The organism is Citrobacter sp. wls718, from assembly GCF_005280945.1.
Classification (GTDB): domain Bacteria; phylum Pseudomonadota; class Gammaproteobacteria; order Enterobacterales; family Enterobacteriaceae; genus Citrobacter; species Citrobacter gillenii.
This window is the reverse complement of sequence record NZ_SZWV01000033.1, coordinates 2,535-14,935: the sequence shown is the minus strand read 5'-3', so window position 1 is coordinate 14,935 and position 12,401 is coordinate 2,535. Positions and strand designations below refer to the sequence as shown.

At 51.2% G+C, this 12,401-nt stretch carries 8 protein-coding genes; 3 read left to right on the top strand and 5 right to left on the bottom strand.

Going from position 1 to position 12,401, the window contains the following annotated elements:
* Nucleotides 1-246: 246 nt before the first annotated feature.
* The 5 genes from asnB to nagB all read right to left on the bottom strand — a co-directional run bounded on the left by asnB (nt 247) and on the right by nagB (nt 6,260).
* Complete coding sequence (asnB, locus tag FDW95_RS05635) at nt 247-1,911, bottom strand: asparagine synthase B (protein ID WP_096757878.1); 1,665 nt, start codon at nt 1,909-1,911, stop codon at nt 247-249.
* Between the two features lie 253 nt (nt 1,912-2,164).
* A complete protein-coding gene (gene nagD / locus FDW95_RS05630; RefSeq protein WP_096757877.1) occupies nt 2,165-2,917 on the bottom strand; it encodes a ribonucleotide monophosphatase NagD in 753 nt (250 codons plus the stop codon).
* Nucleotides 2,918-3,020: 103 nt separating this feature from the next.
* Entirely contained in the window at nt 3,021-4,241 is a 1,221-nt protein-coding gene (locus FDW95_RS05625; RefSeq protein WP_137363437.1) for an N-acetylglucosamine repressor, read from the bottom strand.
* 8 nt (nt 4,242-4,249) lie between these two features.
* Nucleotides 4,250-5,398, bottom strand: a complete 1,149-nt coding sequence (gene nagA / locus FDW95_RS05620; RefSeq protein WP_115259090.1) for an N-acetylglucosamine-6-phosphate deacetylase — start codon at nt 5,396-5,398, stop codon at nt 4,250-4,252.
* A gap of 61 nt (nt 5,399-5,459) precedes the next feature.
* On the bottom strand, nt 5,460-6,260 hold the full coding sequence (nagB, locus tag FDW95_RS05615) for a glucosamine-6-phosphate deaminase (protein WP_003022803.1): 801 nt from the start codon (nt 6,258-6,260) through the stop codon (nt 5,460-5,462).
* Nucleotides 6,261-6,604: 344 nt separating this feature from the next.
* Here nagB and nagE point away from each other — a divergent pair, with 344 nt between their 5' ends.
* The 3 genes from nagE to chiP all read left to right on the top strand — a co-directional run bounded on the left by nagE (nt 6,605) and on the right by chiP (nt 12,397).
* On the top strand, nt 6,605-8,551 hold the full coding sequence (gene nagE, locus FDW95_RS05610; RefSeq protein ID WP_137363436.1) for a PTS N-acetyl glucosamine transporter subunit IIABC: 1,947 nt from the start codon (nt 6,605-6,607) through the stop codon (nt 8,549-8,551).
* 212 nt (nt 8,552-8,763) lie between these two features.
* The gene (gene glnS, locus FDW95_RS05605) at nt 8,764-10,431 is read left to right on the top strand and encodes a glutamine--tRNA ligase (protein ID WP_115259088.1); all 1,668 of its coding nucleotides are present in this window, start codon (nt 8,764-8,766) and stop codon (nt 10,429-10,431) included.
* Nucleotides 10,432-10,990: 559 nt separating this feature from the next.
* Nucleotides 10,991-12,397: a chitoporin gene (chiP, locus tag FDW95_RS05600; protein ID WP_115259087.1), complete on the top strand. Its 1,407-nt coding sequence runs from the start codon at nt 10,991-10,993 to the stop codon at nt 12,395-12,397.
* The last annotated feature ends 4 nt before the right edge of the window (nt 12,398-12,401 follow it).

The window sequence follows — 12,401 nt, the reverse complement described above, 5'->3', positions numbered from 1 at the left end:
CTAACCAGCTGAGCTACGTAGCCATCTTTTTTTCGCGTTACCTTATCGGCGTTGCGGGGCGCATTATGCGTATTGAGCCTTGAAGCGTCAACCCCTTTTTCATTGAAAATAGCTGGAATGTGACTGTTTGGTTAGGTTGCGAACAGCGTGACGCAATATTCGGCAATTATTCGTTATTAATTGTTTTTCCGCACGTAAAACCGACATAAAAAAAGAGCCCCTCAGGGCTCTTAGTGGATGATGGGCTTACTTATAAGCCGACTGGTGCACGCCAACCGCACGGCCTGATGGATCGTTCATGGTTTTGAACGCTTCGTCCCATTCGATGGCTTTGGCAGAAGAACAGGCGACGGACGGGCCACCCGGCACACACTCGGCAGCGCTGGCTACCGGGAACAGCTCTTCAAAAATCTCACGGTACAAATACGCTTCTTTAGACGATGGTGTGTTGTACGGGAAGCGGAAGCTGGCGGTTTCCAGTTGTTGATCGGAAACGTGCTCTGCCGCCACTTCTTTCAGCGTGTCAATCCAGCTATAACCGACGCCGTCAGAGAACTGCTCCTTCTGACGCCATGCAATGCTGGCTGGCAGGTAGGATTCAAAACATTCACGCAGGACATGTTTTTCCATCTTTCCGTTACCGCACATTTTATCCTGTGGGTTGATGCGCATCGCGACATCGAGGAATTTCTTGTCGAGGAACGGTACGCGGGCTTCAACGCCCCAGGCCGACATGGCTTTGTTGGCTCGGGCGCAGTCGAACATATGCAGTGCCTGCAGTTTACGTACTGTTTCTTCGTGCAGTTCTTTTGCGTCCGGCGCTTTGTGAAAATAAAGATAGCCGCCAAATACTTCATCAGAACCTTCGCCTGACAGCACCATTTTAATGCCCATCGCTTTGATTTTTCTTGACATTAAGTACATCGGTGTTGAGGCGCGAATGGTGGTGACGTCATAGGTTTCAATGTGATAAATCACATCGCGGATGGCATCCAGGCCTTCCTGTACGGTGAAATGGATCTCGTGGTGTACGGTCCCCAGGTGGTTGGCGACTTCCTGAGCGGCTTTCAGATCCGGTGCGCCTTTCAGGCCCACGGCGAAGGAGTGCAGTTGCGGCCACCAGGCTTCACTGCGCTCTTGATCTTCAACACGGCGCGCTGCATATTTTTTGGTGATAGCGGAAATCACGGACGAATCCAGGCCACCAGACAGCAGCACACCATAAGGCACATCTGACATCAGATGGCTTTTAACCGCATCTTCCAGCGCCTGACGCAGTTCGTCTTTATCCGTCACATTGTCTTTTACGGCATCGTATTCGAACCAGTCGCGCTGATAGTACTGACGGATTTCTCCGTCTTTGCTCCACAGGTAGCTACCGGCCGGGAATTCTTTAATGGTGCGGCAAACAGGAACCAGCGCTTTCATCTCAGACGCCACGTACAAGTTGCCGTGTTCATCATGACCCATGTACAGCGGGATAATCCCAATGTGATCGCGGCCGATCAGATACGCATCCTGCTCGCTGTCGTACAGTGCGAAGGCGAACATGCCCTGCAGGTCGTCAAGGAATTCAGGCCCTTTTTCCTGGTACAGCGCAAGGATAACTTCGCAGTCGGAACCGGTCTGGAACTGATAGCGATCGCCGTATTCAGCACGTAACGCCTGATGGTTATAAATCTCGCCGTTTACCGCCAGGATATGCGTCTTTTTCACGTTGTATAACGGTTGAGCACCGGCGTTAACGTCGACAATGGACAGACGTTCATGTGCCAGGATCGCGTTATCACTGGCGTAAATACCCGACCAGTCCGGGCCGCGGTGGCGCATCAGACGAGACAGCTCGAGGGCTTTTTTACGCAGCTCAACTGCGTCGGTTTTAATATCAAATACGCCAAAAATAGAACACATAACCTTCTCCGTTAACCTGTTGCGTGATGCTTTTTATGTTTGCTTAATAAAGAAAATGCCGTAAAGCCGCAGAGGGCGCAAGGAGTTTGGTGAGGAGAAAAGAAAAAACTCAATGATGATTGTTGAATAGTGAAAAAAGAGTATGTAATGAGCGTATTTATTGATGAATCGCCAGAAAAATGGCGGTTTTATTAGATGAGGTTATTTAGTGTGCCGGTTAACGTGTTCTTAGGGTTATCCGGCACAGCGTTGCTTAAATAACATCTATCTCGGCAACGGACGGGTAGATCCAGCTTGGTCGGAACGGCATGCTGTCGATATCATCAAGGGTGGAAATGCCAGACAGCACCAGGATAGTTTCAAGACCGGCCTGGAAGCCAGCCAGAATATCGGTACGCAGGTTGTCGCCAACAATGACGGTCTCTTCCGAGTGCGCCTGCATTTTGTTGAGTGCCGCGCGGATAATCCACGGGCTGGGTTTACCTACGTAGAAGGGCTCACGGCCTGAAATCTTCTCAATACCGGCGCACAGCGCACCACAGGCAGGATAAAAACCGCGACCGTGCGTATCCGGGTTGGTGGCAATGAAACGTGCGCCATTGGCCACAAAGTATGCCGCTTTATGCATCATGTCCCAGTTGTAGGAACGCGTCTCGCCGACGATCACAAAATCGGGGTTAACGTCGGTAATGGTGAAGCCCGCTTTGTACAGTTCGTGGATCAGTGCGCCTTCACCGACAACATAGGCTTTTTTTCCTTCCTGGCGACGCAGGAAATCGGCGGTAGCCATGGCTGAGGTATAAAACACGCTGTCAGGAACATTGACACCTGCGGTGGCAAAGCGGTTTGCCAGATCCTGTCCGGTCTGCGAAGGGTAGTTAGTCAACAGGACTAACGGCAAGCCTTTCTCCATCACGCCGGTCAAAAATTCTGCCGCACCCGGTACGGCAACATTGTCGTGCATCAGCACGCCGTCGATATCACAAATTACATTCTTAATGGCCATGGACAATCCGACATCAAAATAAGAAGGCGTTACTATACATAAAATACACTCAATTATTCGAGTTGCCTCAGCGATACAGAGGCAGCTTGAAGAGTGAGGTGTATTAGCTTTCCAGCAAACGTTGTAGCAACGTTCCGTTGAGCATGGCGCGTTTCACCAGCGCAAATGCGCCAATGGCGGAACGGTGGTCCAGCGTGGAGCGAACCACGGGTAAATTGTGGCGAAATGCCTTCAACGCTTGGGCATTAATGCAGCTTTCGATCGCTGGCAGCAGGACCTTATCTGCCTCTGTAATCTCACCAGCAATAACGATTTTTTGTGGGTTAAACAGGTTGATGGCTATAGCGATAGTTTTACCCAGGTGGCGGCCCACGTGCTCAATCACTTCCGATGCCAGGTTATCGCCTTTGTTGGCAGCCTTACAGATAGATTTGATACTGCAATCATCAAGCGTTAGCCGACTTGGATAACCTTGCTTGAGTAAGTTTTGCACGCGATGCTCGATGGACGCGTTGGCCGCGATAGTTTCCAGACAACCAAAGTTACCGCAGTGACAGCGCTCGCCCAACGGCTCTACCTGAATATGGCCAATCTCGCCAACGTTGCCGTTACGGCCAATAAAAATGCGGCCATTGGAGATGATCCCGGCACCGGTTCCGCGATGCACTCGCACCAGAATGGAGTCTTCGCAGTCCTGACTTGCCCCGAAATAGTGCTCGGCAAGTGCCAGACTACGGATATCGTGGCCAACAAAGCAGGTCACCTGGAACCGTTTTTCCAGCGCCTCGACCAGCCCCCAGTTTTCAACCTGAATATGCGGCATATAGCGAATGACGCCACTTTCTGGGTCAACCAGGCCTGGCAGAATAACGGAGATGGCAATTAGCTCACGGACTTTCCGTTGGCAGCTGTCCATAAAGGTGGCAATGGTATTGAGTAGCGCATGTTCCAGCGTTTCCTGGGTGCGCTCGGGTAAGGGGTAGTACTCCTCAGCGACGGCTTTGCTGCTCATATCGTACAGCGTTAGCGTAGTGTCATGACGGCCAAGACGCACGCCAATGGCGTGGAAATTGCGTGTTTCAGTGACGATAGAGATAGCGCGGCGGCCCCCGGTGGAGGCCTGCTGATCCACTTCTTTGATCAGCCCGCGTTCAATAAGCTGGCGCGTAATTTTAGTTACGCTGGCGGGAGCAAGCTGGCTCTGTTCGGCAATCTGGATGCGCGAGATTGGCCCATGCTGGTCAATCAGGCGATAAACTGCCGCGCTGTTAAGCTGTTTTACGAGATCAACATTACCTATTTGAGCTTGTCCGCCTGGTGTCATTCTTTCTCTTACTCTGTAACGACCTCGTTGCCATTAACGATGGTCTTGATAATTTTAAAGTCGTGTGTGAACGCGGTCAGGTTGGCGACTTTGCCAGGGGCGATACTGCCGAGTTGCTTGTCCACGCCGATGGCGCGAGCGGGGTAGAGTGTTGCCATACGCAGCACTTCATCCAGCGCAATGCCGCAATGTTCAACCAGATTACGTACACCTTCAATCATGGTTAATGACGAGCCGCTCAGTGTGCCGTTCTCATCCACACACAGTCCATTGCGGTAGTATATTGTTTTACCAGCGAAAATGAACTGTTCAATATTTGCACCCGCCGGCGCGGTGGCGTCGGTCACCAGGCACAGCTTGTCACCTTTCAGGCGTTTAGCGTTACGGATGTTAACGTAATCGACGTGCAGACCATCGGCGATGATACCGCAATAAATATCGGCTTCATCAAGGATGGCACCAGCCAGACCCGGTTCGCGGCCAGTAATGTAAGGCATGGCGTTGAACAGGTGTGTTGCAAAGGTAATGCCCGCACGGAAACCGATTTTGGCTTCTTTTACCGTCGCGTTTGAGTGACCCGCTGAAACGACAATACCGGCATTGACCAGTCGGGTGATCACGTCAGCAGGAACCATTTCTGGTGCCAGCGTAACTTTGGTGATCACATCGGCATTATCGCACAGGAAGTCGACCAGCGCAGCGTCAGGCTGACGAACAAAACTTGGGTTATGGGTACCTTTTTTCACCAGATTCAGCCATGGGCCTTCAAGGTGAAGTCCTAATGCCTGATTCGGGTGTTTTGCCAGGTATTCACGCATCACGCGAACGCCTTGTTTCATCAACTCATCGCTGGTGGTGATAAGCGTAGGCAGGTAGTTAGTGCAGCCCGATTTCTCGTTAGCTTTCTGCATGATTTCCAGCGTTTCAACGGTCACAGCTTCTGCCGTATCGTTGAACTGCACGCCGCCGCAGCCGTTTAACTGCACATCAATAAAACCGGGGGAAAGAATGGCCCCATTCAATGAGCGTTGTTCAATCTCCGGCGGTAATTCAGCCAGTGGGCAAACGCTGGCTATCAGGCCATCAGCGACGACAATCGCATGGTCATCAAGAATTTCGTGACCGGTAAAGATCCGGCCCTGGGTTAAAGCATACATTCCGACCCCCGATTTCAAAAAAATGCCGCCCTGCAACGCTTTCGGCTGGGCGGAAACAGCATTACAGACCTTTAATATTTTCGGCTTCTAACTCGTTAAAGTATTTCAGCGTCTTCACTTTCAGTTCCATTGTGGAAGGTTCATCGCAAACCACAACGGCTTTTGGATGCAGTTGCAGGCAGCTGATGGTCCACATATGGTTGACGTTACCTTCAACGGCAGCCTGCAGAGCCTGCGCTTTTTGGTGGCCCAGCACCAGAATCATCACTTCTTCGGCATCAAGCAGTGTACCCACGCCAACGGTCAGCGCATATTTCGGCACCTGGCTTACGTCACCGTCAAAGAAACGAGAGTTCGCCACGCGTGTGTCGTGGGTCAGCGTTTTGATACGTGTACGAGAGGCTAAAGACGACGCCGGTTCGTTAAATGCGATGTGCCCGTCGTTGCCTACACCCCCCATAAACAGGTGGATTTTACCGTAGGAACGGATTTTTTCTTCATATTGACGGCATTCTGCATCGATATCTGGTGCGTTACCATTGAGGAGGTTGATGTTTTCTGCTGGAATATCAACATGATCAAAGAAGTTGCGATGCATGAAGCTGTGGTAGCTTTCTGGATGCTCTTTCGGCAGGCCAACATACTCGTCCATATTAAATGTGACAACATGTTTGAAGCTAACCTGGCCCGCTTTGTGCATTTCGACTAATGCTTTATAGGCTGTCAGTGGGGTGCCGCCAGTCGGCAGGCCCAGAACGAACGGACGATCTGCCGTTGGTTTGAACGCGTTGATACGGTTAACGATATGGCGAGCAGCCCATTTGCCGACTTGTTCAGCGGTATTCAGGGGGATCAGTCTCATTCTTCACCTCAGTAGTCAATGTAAGCAGTTGGCGGATTGAGTCGCTGTGCAGTATTAAGCGTAACCTGGTTTTGCATCGGTAAGGATCAATCCGTTTCGATTTTTTGAATGATAAAATAAGTTTTCGTAGTTAGCCAGTGGAAGGGAGGGTTAATAACGATATTTGGTGACTGTAATCACAAAAAACACGCTTTTAATTTGCGATACGAATTAATTTTCCACACACTCTGAATGTAGATGAATGGTTAATATCGTTGTTCCAGAATATCTTGCTGTCAGAATTGGTCGCACAATAAAAATATGGCTTCAAAGGAGCCTAATCGGGGTCTCGTAGGGGGAATAAAATGAATATTTTAGGTTTTTTCCAGCGGCTGGGTAGGGCGTTACAGCTCCCCATCGCTGTGCTGCCTGTCGCGGCACTGTTGCTGCGATTTGGCCAACCAGATTTGCTTAACGTCGCCTTCATCGCGCAAGCGGGTGGGGCCATCTTTGATAACCTCGCGTTAATATTTGCCATCGGTGTGGCATCCAGCTGGTCTAAAGACAGTGCGGGTGCGGCAGCGTTGGCAGGTGCAGTGGGTTATTTCATATTGACCAAAGCAATGGTTACCATTAACCCGGCGATCAATATGGGTGTGCTGGCAGGTATCATTACCGGTCTGGTCGGCGGTGCCGTGTATAACCGCTGGTCTGGCATCAAACTGCCTGACTTCCTGAGCTTCTTCGGCGGTAAACGCTTTGTGCCAATCGCCACCGGTTTCTTCTGTCTGGTTCTGGCGGCTATCTTCGGCTACGTATGGCCGCCGGTACAAAATGCCATCCATGCGGGTGGTGAGTGGATCGTGGGCGCTGGCGCGCTGGGTTCCGGTATTTTTGGTTTCATCAACCGTCTGCTGATCCCAACCGGTCTGCATCAGGTTCTGAACACCATCGCCTGGTTCCAGATTGGTGAATTCACCAACGCGGCAGGTGCGGTCTTCCACGGTGACATCAACCGCTTCTACGCGGGTGACGGCACTGCAGGTATGTTCATGTCCGGCTTCTTCCCGATCATGATGTTTGGTCTGCCGGGTGCGGCACTGGCAATGTACTTTGCCGCTCCGAAAGCGCGTCGTCCGATGGTTGGCGGTATGCTGTTGTCCGTGGCCATCACCGCGTTCCTGACCGGTGTGACCGAGCCGCTGGAATTCCTGTTCATGTTCCTGGCACCATTGCTGTATCTCCTGCGCGCATTGTTAACGGGTATCAGCCTGTTCGTTGCGACATTACTGGGGATCCACGCGGGCTTCTCCTTCTCCGCAGGTGCTATCGACTACGTGTTGATGTACAACTTGCCGGCTGCAAGTAAGAACGTCTGGATGCTGGTCGCGATGGGGCTGGTGTTCTTCGTCATCTACTTTGTGTTGTTCAGCGCGGTTATTCGTATGTTTAACCTGAAAACGCCGGGCCGCGAAGATAAAGACGATGAAATTGTTACTGACGAAGCCAACAGCAACACCGAAGAAGGTTTAGCACAACTGGCCACCAGCTACATTGCTGCGGTTGGCGGTACCGATAACCTGAAAGCCATTGATGCCTGTATCACTCGCCTGCGTCTGACCGTTGTCGACTCCGCGAAAGTGAGCGATGCAATGTGTAAACGCCTGGGTGCTTCCGGTGTGGTTAAGCTGAACAAGCAGACTATTCAGGTTATCGTCGGTGCGAAAGCGGAATCTATTGGCGACGAAATGAAGAAAGTTGTCGCACGTGGTCCAGTTGCCGCAGCGTCTGCTGACAGCGCGCCTGCAGCAGCCCCGGTTGCAAAACCGCAGGCTGTGGCGAATGCTGTCACCGTTGAAGCGCTGGTTTCTCCGATTACCGGTGACGTGGTTGCGCTGGAGCAGGTGCCTGATGAAGCCTTCGCCAGCAAAGCGGTCGGCGACGGCGTGGCGGTGAAACCAACCGACAAAATCGTGGTTTCTCCGGCAGCGGGTACCATTGTGAAAATCTTCAATACCAACCATGCGTTCTGCCTGGAAACGCTGAAAGGCGCGGAGATCGTGGTCCACATGGGTATCGATACCGTGGCGCTGGAAGGTAAAGGCTTTACGCGTCTGGTGGAAGAAGGTGCGGAAGTCAAAGCAGGTCAGCCAATCCTGGAAATGGATCTGGAATACCTGAACGCCAATGCTCGTTCAATGATTAGCCCGGTTGTCTGCAGCAACAGCGATGACTTCGGTGGCCTGGTGATTAAAGCCGAAGGCCATGTGGTTGCCGGTCAAACGCCACTGTACGAGATTAAAAGTAAGTAATCGCGCGTAGGCCGGAGAAGGCGTAAGCGCTGCCATCCGGCAACATGAAATGCGTCACCAGCGGCGGGGAGCAATCTCCGCCGCTTTTTTTTGCAGCAAATGCCCGCATAATGACTGTCTGATACGTATTTTGCGTAACTAAAGGTTGTCAGTCAGTCCTGCTTATAAGATCATACGCCGTTATACGTTGTTTACGCTTTGAGGAATCCACGATGAGTGAGGCTGAAGCCCGCCCGAGTAACTTTATTCGTCAGATCATCGATGAAGATCTGGCCAGTGGTAAGCACACCACTATCCATACCCGTTTTCCGCCGGAGCCAAATGGCTATCTGCACATTGGCCACGCGAAATCCATTTGTCTGAACTTTGGTATTGCGCAAGATTACCAGGGCCAGTGCAACCTGCGTTTTGATGATACGAACCCGGTTAAAGAAGACATCGAGTACGTTGAATCCATCAAAAATGACGTTGAATGGTTAGGTTTCCACTGGACTGGCGATATTCGCTACTCGTCGGATTACTTCGACCAGCTGCATGCCTATGCGGTAGAGCTTATCAACAAAGGCCTGGCGTACGTCGACGAACTGTCAGCTGACGAGATCCGTGAATACCGTGGCACCTTGACGCAGCCTGGTAAAAACAGCCCGTACCGCGATCGTAGCGTTGAAGAGAACCTCGCGCTGTTCGAAAAAATGCGTACCGGTGGTTTTGAAGAAGGGAAAGCCTGCCTGCGCGCGAAAATCGATATGGCCTCGCCGTTTATCGTCATGCGCGACCCGGTGCTGTACCGCATTAAATTTGCCGAGCACCACCAGACCGGTAATAAGTGGTGCATCTACCCGATGTACGACTTTACCCACTGCATCAGCGATGCGCTGGAAGGCATCACGCATTCCCTGTGTACGCTGGAGTTCCAGGACAACCGTCGTCTGTACGATTGGGTACTGGACAACATCACCATTCCGGTTCACCCGCGCCAGTACGAATTCTCGCGCCTGAATCTGGAATATACCGTGATGTCCAAGCGTAAGCTGAACCTGCTGGTCACCGACAAGCACGTTGAAGGCTGGGACGATCCGCGTATGCCGACTATCTCTGGCCTGCGTCGCCGTGGTTATACTGCTGCCGCTATCCGTGAGTTCTGTAAACGTATTGGCGTGACCAAGCAGGATAACACCATTGAGATCGCCTCTCTGGAATCCTGTATTCGTGAAGATCTCAACGAAAACGCACCGCGCGCGATGGCGGTTATCGATCCAGTGAAACTGGTTATCGAAAACTATCCGCAGGGTGAAAGCGAACTGGTTACTATGCCGAACCATCCGAATAAACCGGAAATGGGCAGCCGTGAAGTGCCGTTCAGCGGTGAGATTTGGATCGATCGCGCAGATTTCCGCGAAGAAGCCAACAAGCAGTACAAGCGTCTGGTGATGGGCAAAGAAGTGCGTCTGCGCAACGCGTATGTTGTTAAAGCCGAGCGTGTTGAGAAAGACGCAGAAGGCAATATCACCACTATTTTCTGCACCTATGACGCTGACACGCTGAGCAAAGATCCGGCCGATGGGCGTAAAGTCAAAGGCGTTATTCATTGGGTCAGTGCGGCACATGCACTGCCAATTGAAATCCGTCTGTACGATCGTCTGTTCAGCGTGCCGAACCCAGGGGCGGCGAATGACTTCCTGTCCGTTATTAACCCGGATTCACTGGTTATCAAACAGGGCTATGGCGAACCATCGCTGCAGGCTGCCGTTGCGGGTAAAGCCTTCCAGTTTGAACGTGAAGGGTACTTCTGCCTCGATAGCCGCTATACAACGGCGGATAAGCTGGTGTTTAACCGTACTGTGGGTCTGCGTGATACGTGGGCTAAAGTGGGCGAGTAAGCTGCAATACCCCCTGTCAAACGCCGCGCTCTGCGGCGTTTTTTTTATCTCGACATCCTGCATTACTGGCTCTGTTTGCAGAGCGAATTAATTATTATTACGTCGTGTCCTGAGAATTAGTTAATTACCTATCAAAACCTTATGCCCGAGGACGACTCTGACTGTAACCGCTTTCATCCATATGGAAAACAAGCATTTTTTCATTTTTCAACGTTTTTATATCTGCACATGAAAATGTAACAGAAAGCAATCAAATATGTGCGATTGCTCATATTCTTACATACTGGTTACAAAAAGAGATTGATAATTCGCGTCGCGAAAAATAGTCTATTCATTGTAGTCAATGAGGTTTTCTCAGCGCTACTTTTTTTACTTTTTGTTTTTTCGCTGACCGCTTTTACTGGCAGCATTTTATACCCAATGGATTTCGAGTTGCATCAAGGCGGCGACGCAGCGAATTCCCAAGAGCGTACATCAGTACGTGACTGGGATGAGCGAGGAACGCCAACGCAGATGCGGCTTGAAAGACGAAGGGTTATACGTCAAAGAGGATTAACATATGCGTACGTTTAGTGGCAAACGTAGTACGCTGGCGCTGGCTATCGCCGGTATCACAGCAATGTCGGGTTTTGTTGTCGCTCCCCAGGTACATGCCGAAGGATTTATTGATGACTCAACCTTAACCGGCGGCATCTATTACTGGCAGCGTGAGCGTGACCGTAAAGATGTGACCGATCATGACAAATACAAAACCAACCTTTCGCACTCCACCTGGAACGCCAACCTCGACTTCCAGTCCGGTTACGCGGCTGATATGTTTGGTATTGATATCGCTGCATTTACCGCTATTGAAATGAACGAAAGTAGCGAAAGCGGTCATCCAAACGAAATCGCATTCTCTTCCAAAAATAAAGGCTATGACGAAGATTACTCCGGCGATAAGAGCGGGATTAGCCTTTATAAAGCAGCAGCTAAATTCAAATACGGCCCAACCTGGGCGCGCGCTGGTTATATTCAACCCACCGGGCAGACGTTGCTGGCTCCGCACTGGAGCTTTATGCCGGGTACTTATCAGGGTGCTGAAGCCGGTGCTAACTTTGACTATGGTGATGCCGGTGCGCTGAGCTTCTCCTACATGTGGGCTAACGAATATAAAGCACCGTGGCACATCGAAGTCGATAAATTCTATCAGGCCGATAAAAAGACCAAGGTAGATTACCTTCATTCGGTCGGCGCGAAATATGACTTCAAAAACAACCTGTTGCTGGAAGCGGCATTTGGTCAGTCCGAAGGCTATGTCGATCAATACTTCGCGAAAGCCAGTTACAAATTTGATTTAGGCGGCAATCCATTCACCACCAGCTATCAGTTCTACGGCGCACGCGATAAGGTTGATGACCGTACCGTTAACAATATTTATGACGGTACCGCCTGGCTGCAGGCGCTGACCTTTGGCTACAAAGTGGCAGAAGTGGTTGATCTGCGTCTGGAAGGTACCTGGGTGAAAGCGGACGGACAGCAGGGCTATTTCCTGCAGCGTATGACGCCAACCTATGCCTCCTCAAACGGTCGTCTGGACGTGTGGTGGGATAACCGCTCTGACTTCAACGCCAACGGCGAAAAAGCGGTTTTCTTTGGCGCAATGTATGACCTGAAAAACTGGAACCTGCCGGGTTGGGCTGTGGGTGCCTCCTATGTTTACGCCTGGGACGCGAAGCCATCGACCTGGCAGACTAACCCGGATGCATACTACGACAAAAATCGTACCATCGAAGAATCGTCTTACAGCCTGGATGCGGTCTACACCCTGCAGGACGGTCGTGCGAAAGGCACGATGTTTAAACTGCACTTCACCCAATACGACAACCATTCAGACATCCCAAGCTGGAGTGGTGGTTACGGCAACATGTTCCAGGATGAGCGCGACGTGAAGTTCATCGTGATTGCACCATTCACCATCTTCTAATGCC

Coding starts and splice junctions, on each gene's coding strand:
- asnB (WP_096757878.1), bottom strand. CDS start 1,911: ATGTGTTCTATTTTTGGCGTATTTGATATTAAAACCGACGCAGTTGAG.
- nagD (WP_096757877.1), bottom strand. CDS start 2,917: ATGGCCATTAAGAATGTAATTTGTGATATCGACGGCGTGCTGATGCAC.
- FDW95_RS05625 (WP_137363437.1), bottom strand. CDS start 4,241: ATGACACCAGGCGGACAAGCTCAAATAGGTAATGTTGATCTCGTAAAA.
- nagA (WP_115259090.1), bottom strand. CDS start 5,398: ATGTATGCTTTAACCCAGGGCCGGATCTTTACCGGTCACGAAATTCTT.
- nagB (WP_003022803.1), bottom strand. CDS start 6,260: ATGAGACTGATCCCCCTGAATACCGCTGAACAAGTCGGCAAATGGGCT.
- nagE (WP_137363436.1), top strand. CDS start 6,605: ATGAATATTTTAGGTTTTTTCCAGCGGCTGGGTAGGGCGTTACAGCTC.
- glnS (WP_115259088.1), top strand. CDS start 8,764: ATGAGTGAGGCTGAAGCCCGCCCGAGTAACTTTATTCGTCAGATCATC.
- chiP (WP_115259087.1), top strand. CDS start 10,991: ATGCGTACGTTTAGTGGCAAACGTAGTACGCTGGCGCTGGCTATCGCC.